This window comes from Streptomyces sp. WZ-12 (genome assembly GCF_028898845.1).
In the GTDB taxonomy this organism is placed as follows: domain Bacteria; phylum Actinomycetota; class Actinomycetes; order Streptomycetales; family Streptomycetaceae; genus Streptomyces.
Map to the genome: position 1 here is coordinate 5,526,821 of NZ_CP118574.1, position 17,137 is coordinate 5,543,957.

General features: G+C 70.8%; 10 protein-coding genes and 1 pseudogene. 7 read left to right on the forward strand and 4 right to left on the reverse strand.

From position 1 onward, the window contains the following. Positions 1-100: 100 nt before the first annotated feature. The 3 genes and pseudogenes from PV796_RS23955 to PV796_RS23965 all read left to right on the forward strand — a co-directional run bounded on the left by PV796_RS23955 (position 101) and on the right by PV796_RS23965 (position 3,041). Positions 101-804 (forward strand): annotated as a pseudogene (locus PV796_RS23955) (ComF family protein). A 552-nt stretch (positions 805-1,356) separates the two neighbouring features. Then, positions 1,357-2,052, forward strand: coding sequence for a ribosome hibernation-promoting factor, HPF/YfiA family (gene hpf / locus PV796_RS23960; protein WP_274915421.1), 696 nt, complete (start codon positions 1,357-1,359; stop codon positions 2,050-2,052). A gap of 233 nt (positions 2,053-2,285) precedes the next feature. Next, positions 2,286-3,041 carry a response regulator gene (locus PV796_RS23965; RefSeq protein WP_274915422.1) on the forward strand — a complete coding sequence of 252 codons (756 nt, stop codon included), beginning with the start codon at positions 2,286-2,288 and terminating at the stop codon, positions 3,039-3,041. Between the two features lie 44 nt (positions 3,042-3,085). Here the strand turns inward: PV796_RS23965 and PV796_RS23970 are convergent, their stop codons facing one another. Continuing rightward, entirely contained in the window at positions 3,086-4,357 is a 1,272-nt protein-coding gene (locus PV796_RS23970) for a winged helix-turn-helix domain-containing protein (RefSeq protein WP_274915423.1), read from the reverse strand. Between the two features lie 258 nt (positions 4,358-4,615). Between PV796_RS23970 and secA the strand changes: the two genes are divergently transcribed. Further along, the gene (secA, locus tag PV796_RS23975) at positions 4,616-7,456 is read left to right on the forward strand and encodes a preprotein translocase subunit SecA (RefSeq protein WP_274915424.1); all 2,841 of its coding nucleotides are present in this window, start codon (positions 4,616-4,618) and stop codon (positions 7,454-7,456) included. Positions 7,457-7,546: 90 nt separating this feature from the next. On the opposite strand, the gene PV796_RS23980 is transcribed toward secA, so the two are convergent. Beyond that, on the reverse strand, positions 7,547-8,239 hold the full coding sequence (locus tag PV796_RS23980; RefSeq protein WP_274915425.1) for an Rv3235 family protein: 693 nt from the start codon (positions 8,237-8,239) through the stop codon (positions 7,547-7,549). 280 nt (positions 8,240-8,519) lie between these two features. Between PV796_RS23980 and PV796_RS23985 the strand changes: the two genes are divergently transcribed. The 3 genes from PV796_RS23985 (at position 8,520) to PV796_RS23995 (ending at position 15,149) form a co-directional block, all read left to right on the forward strand. After that, complete coding sequence (locus PV796_RS23985; RefSeq protein ID WP_274915426.1) at positions 8,520-9,026, forward strand: DUF6912 family protein; 507 nt, start codon at positions 8,520-8,522, stop codon at positions 9,024-9,026. A gap of 100 nt (positions 9,027-9,126) precedes the next feature. After that, positions 9,127-9,789 (forward strand): HAD family hydrolase, encoded by a 663-nt coding sequence (locus PV796_RS23990; RefSeq protein WP_274919206.1) that lies wholly within the window; start codon positions 9,127-9,129, stop codon positions 9,787-9,789. A 401-nt stretch (positions 9,790-10,190) separates the two neighbouring features. Beyond that, positions 10,191-15,149, forward strand: a complete 4,959-nt coding sequence (locus PV796_RS23995; protein ID WP_274915427.1) for an NAD-glutamate dehydrogenase — start codon at positions 10,191-10,193, stop codon at positions 15,147-15,149. A gap of 182 nt (positions 15,150-15,331) precedes the next feature. Here the strand turns inward: PV796_RS23995 and PV796_RS24000 are convergent, their stop codons facing one another. Both PV796_RS24000 and PV796_RS24005 read right to left on the reverse strand, forming a co-directional pair. Then, entirely contained in the window at positions 15,332-16,135 is an 804-nt protein-coding gene (locus PV796_RS24000) for an ABC transporter ATP-binding protein (protein WP_274919208.1), read from the reverse strand. Between the two features lie 4 nt (positions 16,136-16,139). Beyond that, positions 16,140-17,069, reverse strand: coding sequence for an ABC transporter permease (locus PV796_RS24005; protein WP_274915428.1), 930 nt, complete (start codon positions 17,067-17,069; stop codon positions 16,140-16,142). Positions 17,070-17,137 lie beyond the last annotated feature (68 nt).

The following is a 17,137-nucleotide window of genomic DNA, read 5'->3' on the forward strand; positions in this document are numbered from 1 at the left end:
TGGGTCAGCGCTGGTCACTGTCCCGTCCGCTGCCTTCGCCCCGTGCGCGGAGTTATCCACAGGGGTGGTGGCCCGGCGCGCACGACGCGAAAGTGGAGTCATGCGGGGGGTGTGGCGAGAACTGGCGGGGCTGGTGCTGCCGGTCGACTGTGCGGGGTGTGGTCAGCCGCGTACGGAGCTGTGTGCGGAGTGCCGGCGGGCGCTGTGGCGCGGTGGTCGCGGTGCCGGGCGGGTACGGCCGTGGCCGGTGCCCGCGGGGCTGCCGCGGGTGTGGGCCGGTGCGCCGTACGCCGACGAGGTACGGGCTGTGCTGCTGGCCCACAAGGAGCGCGGCGCGCTGCGGCTGGCCGCGCCGCTCGGAGCAGTGCTGGCGGGGGCGGTGCGGGGGGTGGGGGGGGCGGGGGCACCCCCCTCCTGCTGGTGCCGGTGCCCTCCGCCCGCAAGGCCGTCGCCGGTCGTGGTCACGACCCCGTGCGCAGGATCGCGTGGGTGGCCGCCGCCGAGCTGCGGCGGGCGGGGCGCGGGGTGCGGGTGTTGGCGGTGTTGCGGCAGCGTCGTGCGGTGGCCGATCAGGCGGGGCTGGCCGCCCGACAGCGGCTGTTGAACGTCGCGGGTGCACTGGAGGTGCCGGGCGCGGCCGGCAGGCTGCTGACGGGGGCGCGGGTGGTGCTGGTGGACGATCTGGTGACGACGGGGGCCACGCTCGCCGAGGCGGCGCGGGCGCTGAGGGCGGCCGGGGGCCGGGTGGTGGGTGCGGCGGTGGTGGCTGCACCCCGTAGTTCTTTCCTTTTCAACGGAAGCTGAGGTGTTCCAACGGGAAGCTGAGGAGTGTTACGAGAGCCGGGGCGATTGCGCCCCTCGAATCGGGGGGGCCGGGGCTGCCGGCCGCACCCGCACGCAACGCCTGGTGCCGGACGCAGGACCGGGTGCGGGACCGGACACCGGATCGAACTCCGGACACCCCGCAAGACCGGACCCCGCGGGTTTCTCTCCTCGGATCTCCCCTCGATGCCGGGTAACGCGAGCGGCAAAGGGAACTGGGCCGGGAACGGCGTCGTTGCTGGTAGTGAGGGGCGATTTTCACTCAAACGGAGCTGGTCGTGGCGAGGGGGTGCCGACACCCGTCCAGTAGAGCTATGTTCGGTTGTGAGGACTTGGCAGACGCTTTGCCTCGGATGTCGTATTGCATGCGTTTCGGGGTTTTTCGCCGATCCTGAAAAGTGGGAGTGGAGAGCTCGTCCTTGGGGGAGGAGGAGGTGAAAGTCGCCAGTCCGAGGCTCCGGCACTCACCGGGGCCTGGTGCAAGAAGGAGCTGCTCCGCTTGCTGAGCGGGGCGATCCGGGAACGGAGTTCTGCGTGGACATCGTCGTCAAGGGCCGCAAGACCGAGGTGCCCGAGCGGTTCCGCAAGCACGTGGCCGAGAAGCTGAAGCTGGACAAGGTCCAGAAGCTCGATGGCAAGGCAATCAGCCTGGACGTCGAGGTGTCCAAGGAGCCCAACCCGCGGCAGGCCGACCGTTCTGACCGAGTGGAGATCACCCTCCGCTCCCGTGGCCCGGTGGTCCGGGCCGAGGCGGCCGCAGCCGACCCGTACGCCGCTCTGGACCTGGCCACGGCCAAGCTGGAGGCGCGCCTGCGGAAACAGAACGACAAGCGTCACTCGCGCCGTGGCAACGGACGCATCCCGGCGAGCGAGGTCGCGGTCACCGTCCCCGACGCGGCGCGGCTGAACGGCCATGGCCTGACGGCCGCGGAGGAAGCCGCGGAGGCGGTGAAGGTGCCGACCACCCGGATGGGATCGCTGGAGATCCAGGGCGAAGGGCCCGTGGTCGTCCGGGAGAAGACCCACTCCGCCGCGCCGATGGCGCTCGACCAGGCGCTCTACGAGATGGAGTTGGTCGGACACGACTTCTATCTCTTCGTCGACGCCGAGACCAAGCAGCCGAGTGTCGTCTACCGGCGGCACGCCTATGACTACGGCGTCATCCACTTGAATTCCGACGCGTTCGGAGAGGAATCGCCCGGCGGTGCAGGGGGCGCACTGGGCGGCTGATCCCCACCCGTTAGGTGCCCCCGGCGCACGCCCGGGGGCACCATCGTGCCTGCGGAAGGCTGGAGTTGAAGCCGTATAGTGTTTGTGCCAGCCGGGGAGTATGTGGGCACGAAACGGCGACATGCCGGGGAGACGGTCGTATGGCATTGATCGGGCTGGCCGCAAAGGGCTGTTGTCAACCAGCCTTATATCCAAGCTCTGGCCTTCGGCCGAGTGGTTGACGGGGAGGAACCATGGGGGAGAGTTTCGGGCCCGCGCGGGGTGATGCGGACGGCGACGTCTGCGGCGTGGGGGTCGACGAGGGGGAGAGCGCGCGAGTGCCGCGCAAGGAGCCGATCCGCGTCCTCGTCGTGGACGACCATGCGCTCTTCCGTCGCGGCCTGGAGATCGTGCTGGCGCAGGAGGAGGACATCCAGGTCGTCGGCGAGGCGGGGGACGGCGCGGAGGCGGTCGACAAGGCCGCCGACCTGCTCCCCGACATCGTGCTGATGGACGTGCGGATGCCTCGGCGCGGCGGGATCGAGGCGTGTACCTCCATCAAGGAGGTGGCGCCCAGCGCGAAGATCATCATGCTGACGATCAGCGACGAGGAGGCCGACCTCTACGACGCGATCAAGGCCGGCGCCACCGGATACCTCCTCAAGGAGATCTCCACCGACGAGGTGGCCACCGCGATCCGGGCGGTCGCGGACGGCCAGTCGCAGATCAGCCCGTCGATGGCGTCCAAGCTGCTGACGGAGTTCAAGTCGATGATCCAGCGCACCGACGAGCGCCGGCTGGTACCGGCGCCCCGGCTCACCGACCGCGAGCTGGAGGTGCTCAAGCTCGTCGCCACGGGCATGAACAACCGTGATATCGCCAAGGAGTTGTTCATCTCCGAGAACACCGTCAAGAATCACGTGCGCAACATCCTGGAGAAGCTGCAACTGCATTCCCGGATGGAAGCCGTGGTCTATGCGATGCGGGAGAAGATCCTCGAAATCCGGTGAGGCCGGGGGCGGTTCGCCCCCGAGCCGGTGCCGGACGGTGTGGGTCAGCCCGTGGCGTCCTGTCGGGCGCCGTGGGATAGGGGGATGTCCTGCCCGTCGGTACGGGCGAGTTCGGTGTGCAGGGCGGCGGCCAGTCGTGGGTCGTCGCAGCGCTCGATGCGGACGGCGTCGCAGTCGACCCAGGTCGCCGCCTCGCGGAGGGCCTGGGCCATGGGGCGTACGGCCTTGGGGCCGTGCAGGGAGAGTTGGCGGGCGACGAGCGTGGTGCCCTCGCGGGCCGGGTCGACGCGGCCCATCAGCTTGCCGCCGGCCAGCAGGGGCATCGCGAAGTAGCCGTGTATCCGCTGGGGCTTGGGGACGTACGCCTCCAGGCGGTGGGTGAAGTCGAAGATCCGCTCGGTGCGCGGGCGGTCCCAGATGAGGGAGTCGAACGGGGAGAGCAGGGTCGTGCGGTGCCGGCCGCGGGGCGGCGCGGCGAGCGCCTCGGGGTCGGCCCAGGCGGGCTTGGCCCAGCCCTCGACCGTGACCGGCACCAGTCCGGTGTCCTCGATGACGGCCGCCACCTGCTCGCCCCTGAGACGGTGGTAGTCGGCCAGGTCCGCGCGGGTGGCCACGCCCATCGCGGCGCCGGCCTGGGCGACCAGGCGCCGTATGCACTCCGTGTCATCGAGGTCGTCGTGCAGCAGCGGCCCGGGGACGGCGCGCTCGGCGAGGTCGTAGACCCGCTTCCAGCCGCGGCGCTCGGTGCAGACCACCTCGCCGGTGTCCAGCAGCCACTCCACCGCGATCTTGGTCTCGGACCAGTCCCACCACTCGCCGCCCTTCCGGCCTCCGCCCAACTGCGAGGTGGTCAGCGGCCCTTCGGCCGTCAGCCGCTCCAGGACGGCGGCGCAGGAGCGGGCGGAGTCCTTCATGACGTGCCAGCGGTGGCCCTTGGCCCGTCGGGCGCGGCGGCGGAAGGCGAAGTGCGGCCACTCCTCGATGGGCAGGATGCAGGCGGCGTGCGACCAGTACTCGAAGCTGTGCGGCCGGGCCGGGGAGCCGTCCGCGGGGCCCGCCGACCAGTAGGCGGCCTCGATGGCGGGGCGGCCGACGGCGCCGAGGCGGGCGTAGGGGACCAGCTCGTGGGAGCGGGCGAGCACCGAGATCGTGTCGAGCTGGACCGCGCCCAGGCTGCGCAGCATCCCGCGGACGCCGGCCCGTCGGTCGGGGGCGCCGAGCAGGCCCTGGGCCCGCAGCGCCAGCCGTCTGGCGTCGTCGGCGGACAGGGTGGTCACAGGGGGTGGCGTGGGCTGTCGCTGCGTCACGGCGGTCATGGGGCACAGCGTAGGTGCGGGCACTGACAACGCCCCGCGATCAGGTCGTTGGGACGGTCGGGCGGAAAGTTTTCCGGCACCTTCTCGCGGGCTCGTGCGTTGACGTGGCGAGGGGTCGGCGGGCTCGGTGGCGGCGGACCTCCCGGCCGGACAGTGTCCTCCTTTACGATGGCCGTTGCGGCGGGGCCTGCCCCCTGGAAACATGCCGCGCCCGCGCACTCGACCGTGCAGGCCCGACCGGCAAGGAGACCAGCCCAAGTGTCCGTCTTGACGAAGATCATGCGTGCAGGCGAAGGAAAGATCCTGCGCAGACTGCACCGCATCGCGGGCCAGGTGAACTCCATCGAGGAGGACTTCGCGGCCCTCTCCGACGCCGAGCTGCGGGCGCTCACCGACGAGTACAAGCAGCGCTTCGCCGACGGTGAGAGCCTCGACGACCTGCTGCCCGAGGCGTTCGCCACGGTCCGCGAGGCCGCCAAGCGCGTGCTCGGTCAGCGGCACTACGACGTCCAGCTCATGGGCGGCGCGGCGCTGCACCTCGGTTATGTCGCGGAGATGAAGACCGGTGAGGGCAAGACCCTGGTCGGTACCCTCCCGGCGTATCTGAACGCGCTGTCCGGCGAGGGCGTCCACCTGATCACGGTCAACGACTACTTGGCCGAGCGCGACTCCGAAATGATGGGCCGGGTCCACAAGTTCCTGGGCCTGAAGGTCGGCTGCATCCTGGCCGACATGACGCCGGCTCAGCGTCGCGAGCAGTACAACTGCGACATCACCTACGGCACCAACAACGAGTTCGGCTTCGACTACCTGCGCGACAACATGGCGTGGTCGAAGGACGAACTGGTCCAGCGCGGCCACAACTTCGCGATCGTCGACGAGGTCGACTCGATCCTCGTGGACGAGGCCCGTACGCCGTTGATCATCTCCGGTCCGGCGGACTCGGCCACCAAGTGGTACGGCGACTTCGCCAAGTTGGTGCAGCGCCTGAAGCGGGGCGAGCCGGCCAACCCGCAGCGCGGGGTCGAGGAGTCCGGCGACTACGACGTCGACGAGAAGAAGCGCACCGTCGGCATCCACGAGTCCGGCGTCGGCAAGGTCGAGGACTGGCTGGGCATCGACAACCTCTACGAGTCGGTGAACACCCCGCTGGTCGGCTACCTCAACAACGCGATCAAGGCCAAGGAGCTGTTCAAGCTCGACAAGGACTACGTCGTCATCGACGGCGAGGTCATGATCGTCGACGAGCACACCGGTCGTATCCTCGCCGGTCGTCGCTACAACGAGGGCATGCACCAGGCCATCGAGGCCAAGGAGGGGGTGGAGATCAAGGACGAGAACCAGACGCTCGCCACGATCACCCTCCAGAACTTCTTCCGCCTCTACAACAAGCTCTCCGGCATGACCGGTACGGCCATGACCGAGGCCGCGGAGTTCCACCAGATCTACAAGCTGGGCGTCGTCCCGATCCCGACGAACCGCCCGATGGTCCGCAAGGACCAGGCGGACCTGATCTACCGCACCGAGCCCGCGAAGTTCGACGCGGTCGTCGAGGACATCGCCGTGAAGCACGGGAAGGGCCAGCCGATCCTGGTCGGCACCACCTCGGTCGAGAAGTCCGAGTACCTCTCGCAGCAGCTCAAGAAGCGCGGCATCGCCCACGAGGTGCTCAACGCCAAGCAGCACGACCGGGAGGCGACGATCGTCGCCCAGGCCGGCCGCAAGGGCGCGGTGACGGTCGCCACCAACATGGCCGGTCGCGGTACGGACATCAAGCTCGGCGGCAACCCCGATGACCTCGCCGAGACCGAGCTGCGCCAGGCGGGGCTGGACCCGGTCGAGCACGTGGAGGAGTGGGCGGCCGCGCTGCCCGCCGCCCTGGAGCGTGCCGAGGCGGCCGTCAAGGCGGAGTTCGAGGAGGTCAAGGAGCTCGGCGGGCTCTACGTCCTGGGCACCGAGCGGCACGAGTCGCGGCGGATCGACAACCAGTTGCGCGGTCGTTCCGGCCGGCAGGGCGACCCGGGCGAGTCGCGGTTCTACCTCTCCCTGGGCGACGACCTGATGCGGCTGTTCAAGGCGCAGATGGTCGAGCGCGTCATGGCGATGGCCAACGTGCCCGATGACGTGCCGATCGAGAACAAGATGGTGACGCGGGCGATCGCCTCCGCCCAATCGCAGGTCGAGCAGCAGAACTTCGAGACCCGCAAGAACGTCCTGAAGTACGACGAGGTCCTCAACCGCCAGCGCGAGGTCATCTACGGCGAGCGGCGCCGCGTCCTGGAGGGCGAGGACCTCCAGGAGCAGGTCAAGCACTTCATGGACGGCACCATCGACGCCTACATCCAGGCGGAGACCGTCGAGGGCTTCGCCGAGGAGTGGGACCTGGACCGCCTGTGGGGCGCGTTCAAGCAGCTCTACCCGGTCAAGGCGAGCATCGAGGAGCTGGAGGAGGAGGTCGGCGACCGCGCGGGCCTGACCTCGGAGTTCATCGCGGACGCCATCAAGGACGACATCCACGAGCAGTACGCGGCCCGTGAGGAGCAGCTCGGCTCGGAGATCATGCGGGAGCTGGAGCGGCGCGTGGTGCTGTCCGTCCTGGACCGCAAGTGGCGCGAGCACCTCTACGAGATGGACTACCTCCAGGAGGGCATCGGCCTGCGGGCGATGGCCCAGAAGGACCCGCTGGTCGAGTACCAGCGCGAGGGCTTCGACATGTTCACCGCGATGATGGAGGGCATCAAGGAGGAGTCCGTCGGCTATCTGTTCAACCTGGAGGTCCAGGTGGAGCAGCAGGTCGAGGAGGTTCCGGTGGAGGAGTCCGGGGACCGGGCCGAGGCGGCGCAGGGCGACGGGGACGCCGTTCCGGCGGCGGCCGGCGCGGGGCGCCCGGAGATCCACGCCAAGGGTCTGGAGGCGCCGCAGCGTCCGGACCGGCTGCACTTCACCGCGCCGAAGGTCGACGGCGACGGCAGTGTCATCGAGGGCGACTTCGTCAGCGACCTGGAGTCCGACGGGCGGGCGCGCTCGGAGTCCGACGGGCTGACCCGCGCCGAGCGGCGCAAGGCGCAGAAGGGCGGCGGGCGGCGCCGCAAGAAGTAGCCGACCACCGAGCACCGCGCGAAGGGCGCCTGGCCATCCGGCCGGGCGCCCTTCGCGCCGTCCCGGGGCGGGCGCCGTGGGGCGTGCCCGTCAGGGGAGGGGCCCGAGGTCGAGGGCGGCGCAGCGCCAGCGGGTGTCGGCGCCCCGTTCGAGGCGGAACGCCAGGGCGCGCAGTCGGGCGCCGGTGGTGATCCGGGCGAACGCCTCGATGATGCCTTCGCGGGGGCGACACAGGCCGCAGGCGTGCAGGGCCGGGACGGGGGCGCGCAGGCCCGGGGCGACGTAGGGGCGCAGTGGGGACAGCGGGGCGAGTTCGGCGAGCCGGTCGTAGGCGTCGGGGAGGGTGTGGCCGAGGAGGGCGTGGACGGGGCGCTGGTCGCTGAGGGTGAGCAGGAGTTGGTGGGCGAACCAGAAGTGCGGCCGGTTCTCGTGGGCGCGGCGTTGGGCGCCGGGGGTGGGGAGCGTGGGGGCGGTGGTATCGGGGCGGCGCTGTGTGGTGTTGCGGGCGAGGTAGGGGGTGCGGGTGGGGCCGCGGTTGCCGGCTGAGCCGGGGCCGCGGCCCGCGGGGCCGTTGGGGCGGCGGGTGCCGCGGCGGGCCGGAGGGGCGGTGCGCCGCGGCGCGGCGGGCGGCGGCACGGGGTGGGCGGCGGCCGGGGCGTCGGGGGTGCGGTCGGTGGGGGAGCGGCGGGGCCGGGGGACGGTCGGAGCGGGCGCCTCAGGGGTGCGCGCGGTCGGTGCCGTGGCGCCGGTCGGTGCGGTGTTCTGGCTGGTCGGATCGGTCATCGCGGTGCCCCCTCAGGCCGGGCCCGGCGCGTTTACCGGGCGGTAGCTTGTGGTGAGCGATCCTGTCGGCGGGGCGCCGGCATCAGCAAGGCGTCCGGCCGGCCGGGCGGCGGCGGTCGATTTTCACCCGTCCGTGGCACGGGCCCGGGATCACGGGGCGGGTCCGGGACGGCACCGGGGTCGCGGCCCGGCGGCCCGGGGGGAACGCGGGCGGCACGAAGGGGGACGCACCGCCGTATGCTGGCGGGGCATTGTTCTGGATCTAGCGAGAGCGGCTGTTATGCGTGTCTACGTTCCCCTGACGCTTTCCGGGCTCGCTGAGGCGCACAAGAGCGGCGAGCTCGCGGCCGGCCCGCTGCTCGCGTACGCCGTCACGCCCGCGCTGCGGGAGTGGTACGTGTCGGACGACATCGAGGAGCTGGAGTACGCGGCGCTGAACCGCGCGGCGCAGGCGTCGCTGCGGCTGCTGGCCGGCCACCCGGACACGGCGCGGCGGCGCGTCGTGGTGGCGGTGGACGTGCCGGAGCGGAGCGCGGCGGTGGACCCGGACCGCGGGCTGGACCAGTCCGCGCTGGGCGAGGTGCGGGTCGCCGGGCCGGTGCCGCTGGCGAAGGCCGCGGCGGTGCACGTGGACTCCGCGGACGCCGAGGAGGACGTGGCGGCGGCCGCGGCGATGCTCGGCGCGGCCGATCTCGGCGACGACGACGCGCAGTTCACGGTGGACGGCGCCGAGGACCACGACCTGATGTGGTTCGGGGTGCAGGAGATCCCGCAGTTGCTGGGGTGACACCCGCTCCGGCGGGCTCGACCGCGACCCGGCGCCGTTGTCAGTGGCGGCGGGTACGGTTTTTCCCATGGCATTCGCACGGGGGGAAGGACCGGACGGCATGAGGAAGCCCGCCGCACACATCGTGTGGGACTGGAACGGCACCCTGTTCCACGACATCGACGCCGTGATCGCGGCGACCAACTCCGCCTTCGCGGAGATCGGCCTGGAGCCGATCACGCTGGAGCGCTACCGCGAGCTGTACTGCGTGCCGGTGCCGCGGTTCTACGAGAGATTGATGGGCCGGCTGCCGACCGAGGCCGAGTGGCTGGTCATGGACGCGGCCTTCCAACGGCACTACACCGAGCACCGCGCGGGGTGCGGGCTGGCCGACGGCGCGGCGGCGCTGCTGGAGTCGTGGCAGGCGGCCGGGCGGAGCCAGTCGATCCTCAGCCTGTTCGGCCATGACGAGTTGATACCCCTGGTGCAGGGGATGGGCATCGCCTCCCGGTTCGTCCGGGTCGAGGGCCGCACGGGGCCGTCCGGCGGGTCGAAGAGCGCGCACATGGTGCGTCATCTGGCGGCCCTGGAGGGCGTCGACCCGGGGCGCACGGTGGTCATCGGGGACGCCGTCGACGACGCGGTCGCCGCCCGGGACGCGGGGGCCCATGCGGTGCTCTACACCGGTGGATCGCACAGCCGCGGCAGCCTGGCGGTCGCCGGGGCGCCGGTGGTGGACAGCCTGGCCGAGGCCGTACAGGTCGCGGAGGAGCTCGGCGCGTAGGGCCGTGGAGTCCGGCCGGTCCGGGCGTCCGCCAGGCATACGACACCCCGGCGGTCCGTTGTCCAGAAGGGCTAAGTTAGAGGTGTGGTTTTACGTGCACGGCGCATAACCGGCCACTTGCCGGGAGCGATAGCCTTGCACCGTGATCAGCGCGATAGCCCGCGGGGGTGGCAAGCCCCCCGCCGTGCGCCCGGGACACCACCGTGACCGGGCGACCGCTGATCGTTGCGGCCGCCAACCCATGTCGACTTCGTCAAAACTCGTCGACGACGGCCCGGCCTTTCCCCATCGCGGCATAGCGTCGACAGCGACAGGACACCCCGCGTCGCGGTGGCGTTGTGCGGCTTCATCGGAGTTCTTCCACAACGTCACGCAACGGCGCGCGACAGGAGCCAGAGGACATGCAGACCAAGCTGGACGAAGCCAAGAACGAGCTGCTCGCGAGGGCCGCCCGGGTAGGTGAGAGCAGCCCGGCCGGGGGCACCCCGGTCCGCGGGCTGGACCCGGACACCCTCGCCGGATACCTCCAGCGCTACTACCTGCACACCGCCCCCGAGGACCTCGCGGACCGCGACCCGGTCGACGTCTTCGGTGCCGCGCTCTCCCACTACCGCCTCGCCAAGCACCGGCCGCAGGGCACTGCGAATGTGCGGGTGCACACCCCGACCGTCGAGGAGAACGGCTGGACGTGCAGCCACTCCGTCGTCGAGGTGATCACCGACGACATGCCGTTCCTGGTCGACTCGGTCACCAACGAGCTCTCGCGGCAGGGGCGCGGCATCCATGTCGTGATCCACCCGCAGTTGACCGTCCGCCGGGACGTCGCCGGCAAGCTGATCGAGGTCCTCGACGCGGGCAGCGAGATCCACGGTCCCAACGGCCGTGCCAAGGCCGCCGAGTTGCCGCACGACGCGGTCGTCGAGTCCTGGATCCACGTCGAGATCGACCGCGAGACCGACAGGGAGGACCTCAAGCAGATCACCGCGGATCTGCTGCGGGTGCTCTCCGACGTCCGCGAGGCCGTCGAGGACTGGGACAAGATGCGCTCCGCGTCGCTGCGGATCGCCGAGGAACTGCCCGGTGAGCCGATCGCCGACGACATCCGCGCCGAGGACGTCGAGGAGGCCCGGGAGCTGCTGCGCTGGCTCTCCGACGACCACTTCACCTTCCTCGGCTACCGCGAGTACGAGCTGGCCTCCGCGCCCGGCGACGACGGCGTCGACGAGGACGTCCTGTCCGCCGTGCCCGGCACCGGCCTCGGTATCCTGCGCTCCGACCCCGCGCACCGGGAGAGCGACGCCGGCCACCCGGTCTCGCCGTCCTTCAACCGGCTGCCCGCGGACGCCCGTTCCAAGGCCCGCGAGCACAAGCTGCTGATCCTCACCAAGGCCAACAGCCGCGCCACCGTGCACCGCCCCTCCTACCTCGACTACGTCGGCGTGAAGAAGTTCGACAAGGCGGGCAACGTCATCGGGGAGCGGCGCTTCCTGGGCCTGTTCTCCTCGGCGGCGTACACCGAGTCCGTCCGCCGGGTGCCGATGATCCGCCGCAAGGTCGCCGAGGTCCTGGAGGGCGCCGGCTTCAGCCCGAACAGCCACGACGGCCGCGACCTGCTCCAGATCCTGGAGACCTACCCGCGCGACGAGCTGTTCCAGACCCCGCCGGACCAACTCCGGACCATCGCCACCAGCGTGCTCTACCTCCAAGAGCGCCGCCGGCTGCGGCTCTACCTCCGCCAGGACGAGTACGGCCGCTACTACTCCGCCCTCGTCTACCTCCCGCGGGACCGCTACACCACCGCCGTCCGGCTGCGGCTGATCGACCTCCTCAAGGAGGAACTGGGCGGCACCAGCGTCGACTTCACCGCCTGGAACACCGAATCGGTCCTCTCCCGGCTGCACTTCCTCATCCGCGTCGAGCCGGGCACCCGCCTGCCCGAGCCCACCGACGCGGACGTGGACCGCATCGAGGCCCGCCTGGTGGAGGCCGCCCGCTCCTGGGCCGACGGCTTCGCCGAGGCGCTGACCGCCGAGGTCGGCGAGGAGCGCGCCGCCGAGCTGCTGCGCCGCTACGCGCACGCCTTCCCCGAGGGCTACAAGGCCGACAACAGCCCGCGCGCCGCGGTCGCCGACCTCACGCACCTGGAGAAGCTCACCGAGGAGCCCGGCCGGGACTTCTCGGTCAGCCTCTACGAGCCGGTCAACGCCGCGCCCGGCGAGCGCCGGTTCAAGATCTACCGCCGCGGCGAGCCGGTCTCGCTGTCGAAGGTGCTGCCGGGCCTGAACCGCCTGGGCGTCGAGGTCGTCGACGAGCGCCCGCACGAGCTGCGCCGCGCCGACGCCACCCTCGCCTGGATCTACGACTTCGGCCTGCGGATGCCCGAGCACGTCACGGGCGACGACGCCCGTGAGCGCTTCCAGGAGGCGTTCACCGCGGTGTGGACGGGCGCCGCGGAGAGCGACAACTTCAACAAGCTGGTGCTCCGCGCCGGTCTCAACTGGCGCCAGGCGATGGTGCTCCGCGCCTACGCCAAGTACCTGCGGCAGGCCGGCTCGACCTTCAGCCAGACGTACATGGAGGACACCCTCTCCAACAACGTCCACACCACCCGGCTGTTGGTCTCGCTCTTCGAGGCGCGGATGTCGCCGGAGCGGCAGAGCGCCGGCACCGAGCTGATCGACGGGCTGCTGGAGGAGCTGGACGGCGCCCTGGACCAGGTCGCCTCCCTGGACGAGGACCGCATCCTGCGTTCCTTCCTCACTGTCATCAAGGCGACCCTGCGCACCAACCACTACCAGAAGGACGGCGGGGGCAACTGGCGCCCGTACCTGTCCATGAAGCTGGACCCGCAGGCCATCCCCGATCTGCCGGCGCCCCGCCCGGCGTACGAGATCTGGGTGTACTCGCCCCGCGTCGAGGGCGTCCACCTGCGGTTCGGCAAGGTCGCGCGCGGCGGTCTGCGCTGGTCGGACCGGCGGGAGGACTTCCGCACCGAGATCCTCGGCCTGGTCAAGGCGCAGATGGTGAAGAACACCGTCATCGTGCCGGTCGGCGCCAAGGGCGGCTTCGTCGGCAAGCAGCTTCCCGATCCGGCGCAGGATCGGGACGCGTGGCTGGCCGAGGGCATCGCCAGCTACAAGACCTTCATCTCCGGCCTGTTGGACATCACCGACAACCTCGTCGGCGGCCAGGTCGTCCCGCCCAGGGACGTCGTCCGGCACGACGAGGACGACACCTACCTGGTGGTCGCCGCCGACAAGGGCACCGCGACGTTCTCCGACATCGCCAACGAGGTCGCCGAGTCCTACGGCTTCTGGCTGGGCGACGCGTTCGCCTCCGGCGGCAGTGCCGGCTACGACCACAAGGGCATGGGCATTACCGCCCGCGGCGCCTGGGAGTCGGTCAAGCGGCACTTCCGGGAGCTGGGCCACGACACCCAGACCCAGGACTTCACCGTCGTCGGCGTCGGCGACATGTCCGGTGACGTCTTCGGCAACGGCATGCTGCTCAGCGAGCACATCCGGCTGGTGGCCGCCTTCGACCACCGGCACATCTTCCTCGACCCCAAGCCGGACGCGGCGACCTCCTACGCCGAGCGCCGCCGGCTGTTCGAGCTGCCGCGCTCCTCGTGGGCGGACTACAACACCGAACTGCTCTCGCAGGGCGGCGGGATCCACCCGCGGTCGGCCAAGTCCATCCCGATCAACGCCCAGGTGCGGGCGGCCCTCGGCATCGAGCCCGGCGTGAAGAAGATGACGCCGGCCGATCTGATGCAGGCCATCCTCAAGGCCCCGGTCGACCTGCTGTGGAACGGCGGCATCGGCACGTACGTGAAGGCGTCGGCGGAGTCGCAGGCCGACGTGGGCGACAAGTCCAACGACGCGATCCGGGTCAACGGCGAGGACCTGCGGGTCAAGGTCGTCGGCGAGGGCGGCAACCTGGGTCTGACGCAGTTGGGCCGGATCGAGTTCGCCGCTGCCGGCGGGAAGATCAACACCGACGCGATCGACAACAGCGCCGGTGTGGACACCTCCGACCACGAGGTGAACATCAAGATCCTGCTCAACTCCGTCGTCTCCGACGGCGACATGACGGTCAAGCAGCGCAACAAGCTGCTGGCGCAGATGACCGACGAGGTCGGCGCGCTGGTGCTGCGCAACAACTACGCGCAGAACACCGCGCTGGCGCTGGCCATCGCCCAGTCCTCCAGCATGCTCCACGCCCAGCAGCGCTTCATGCGCCGCCTGGTGCGCGACGGGCATCTGGACCGGGCGCTGGAGTTCCTGCCCACCGACCGGCAGATCCGCGAGCGGCTCAGCGCCGGGCGCGGCCTGACCCAGCCGGAGACCGCGGTCCTGCTCGCCTACACCAAGATCACCGTCGCCGACGCGCTGATCCAGACCGGGCTGCCGGACGACCCCTACCTCCAGCACCTGCTGCACGCCTACTTCCCCACCGCGCTGCGGGAGGACTTCACCGGCCAGGTCGACGGGCACGCGCTGCGCCGCGAGATCGTCACCACGGTGCTGGTCAACGACACCGTCAACACCGGCGGGACCAGCTTCCTGCACCGGATGCGGGAGGAGACCGGGGCGTCGCTGGAGGAGGTCGTCCGGGCGCACACCGCGGCCCGCGCGATCTTCCGCCTGGGCGAGGTCTGGGACGACGTCGAGGCGCTGGACAACGTGGTCGCGGCCGACGTGCAGACCCGGATCCGGCTGCACTCGCGCCGGTTGGTCGAGCGCGGCACCCGCTGGCTGCTCAACAACCGCCGCCAGCCGCTGGAGTTGTCCGGGACGATCGACTTCTTCGCGGAGCGGGTGGCGCAGGTCTGGGCCGAGTTGCCGAAGCTGCTCCAGGGCGGCGACCTGGAGTGGTACCAGACGATCCTGGAGGAGCTGACGGACGCCGGGGTGCCCGAGCCGCTGGCCGTCCGGGTCTCCGGCTTCTCCTCGGTCTTCCCGGCGCTGGACATCGTCGCCATCGCGGACCGCACCGGCAAGGAGCCGCTGGCCGTCGCGGAGGTCTACTACGACCTCGGTGACCGGCTGCAGATCAACCAACTGCTGGACCGGATCCTGGAGCTGCCGCGGAACGACCGCTGGCAGTCGATGGCCCGGGCCTCGATCCGCGAGGACCTCTTCGCCGCGCACGCCGCGCTCACCTCGGACGTGCTGGCCGTGGGCAACGGCTCGGCGACGCCGGAGGAGCGGTTCAAGGCGTGGGAGGAGACCAACCTGGCGATCCTGACGCGGGCCCGGTCCACGCTGGAGGAGATCCACGGGTCCGAGGGCTTCGACCTGGCGAACCTCTCGGTGGCCATGCGGACGATGCGGACGTTGCTGCGGACGCACAGCTGAGGCGGGTGGGGCGGCGCCCGTGGGGTGCCGCCCCGTTGCGCGCAAGCGCCGGACGGGCTGGAAGTGCCCGTCCGGCGCTTGTGTGTGGGGGCCGGGTGTGCGGTGGGCCCCTGGGGTGGGGGCGCGGGAGTGGGCCCGGGCGGGCCGGGCGGTCCCGTCCGGCGCTCGTGACGGGTGGGGGCCTACGCCCCCGTGAAGTCCTCGTAGGCTTCGAGGACTTCCTCGGTGGGGCCGTCCATGCGGAGGACGCCCTTCTCCAGCCACAGGACGCGGTCGCAGGTGTCGCGGATGGAGTTGTTGTTGTGGCTGACCAGGAAGACCGTGCCGGCCTCTTCGCGGAGTTCGCGGATGCGGGCCTCGGAGCGCTTCTGGAAGGCCCGGTCGCCGGTGGCCAGTGCCTCGTCGATGAGCAGCACGTCGTGGTCCTTGGCGGCCGCGATGGAGAACCGCAGCCGGGCCGCCATACCGGACGAATAGGTGCGCATCGGCAGGGAGATGAAGTCGCCCTTGTCGTTGATGCCGGAGAAGTCGACGATGCCGTCGTAGCGCTCGTGGACCTGTTCGCGGGACATGCCCATGGCCAGACCGCCGAGGATGACGTTCTTCTCGCCCGTCAGGTCGTTCATCAGGGCCGCGTTGACGCCGAGCAGCGAGGGCTGGCCGTGGGTGTAGACCTTGCCGCGCTCGGCGGGCAGCAGCCCGGCGATCGCCTGGAGCAGGGTGGACTTGCCGGAGCCGTTGGAGCCGATCAGGCCGATCGACTCGCCCTTGTGGGCGGTGAAGGAGACGCCCTTGACGGCGTGCACCTCGCGCACGCTGGTGGAGGGGCCGCGGCGGATGATGCGGTTGAGCGCGGCGGTCGCGCTGCCCTTGCCGGCGCCGGTGCCGTAGACGCGGTAGACGATGTGCAGGTCGTCCGCGATCACGGTGGGGGCGCGGCTCTCGTCCGGCACCGTGGGCCGGGCCGCGTCGTCGGGGTCCGTCATGAAGTCAGCCACGTCCGTACCGCTCCTCCGCCTTCCAGAAGTACACATAGCCGGCGACCCCGGCCAGCAGCGCCCAGCCGGCCGCGAACGCCCAGACGTGCGGCGGCAGTTGGTGCTTGGTGAAGCTGTCGATCAGGGCGAAGCGCATCAGGTCGATGTAGACCGCGGCGGGGTTGCCGTTCAGCAGCACCACCACGATCTGCGGGAGGTGCTTGCCCTTGAGGATGAGGCTGATGCTGAACATCACGCCGGACGCGTACATCCAGGTCCGCATGATGAAGGGCATGAGCTGCGCCAGGTCGGGGGTGCGCGAGCCGAGCCGCGCCATGACCATCGCCAGGCCGGTGTTGAAGATGAACTGGAGCGTCAGGGCCGGGAAGACCAGGAGCCAGGACCCGGTCGGCACCTGTCCGAAGGCCAGCAGGATGACCAGCAACACGGCCATGGAGTACAGCAGTTGCTGGAGCTGGGCCAGACAGAACGAGATCGGCAGGCAGGCGCGCGGGAAGTGCAGGGCGCGCACCAGGCCGAGGTTGCCGGAGATCGCCCGGGTGCCGGCCATCACCGAGTTCTGCAGGAAGGTGAAGACGAAGACGCCGGTGACCAGGTAGGGGATGTAGTCCGGGACGCCCTTCTTGGTGCCGATCAGCACGCCGAAGATCAAGTAGTAGACGCCGGCGTTGAGCAGCGGGGTGATCACCTGCCAGAGCTGGCCCAGCTTGGCGGTGGTGTACATCGCGGTGAGCTTGGCGGTGGCGAACGAGGTGATGAAGTGCCGCCGGTGCCACAACTGCCGGGTGTATTCCGGTAGCGAGGGGCGGGCGCCGCTCACGGTGAGGCCGTGGCGCTCGGCCAGGGCGCGCAGCTCCGGGTCGGGGGTGGCGTCGGGGCCGGTCGGCCGGGCGGGGGCCGGGGGCGCGAGGGTCTGGGGCATGGGGGGCGCTTTCGCTTTCGTACGGGGACGTCAGAGTCCGGTCACGCGGACGTCAGAGTCCGACGCGA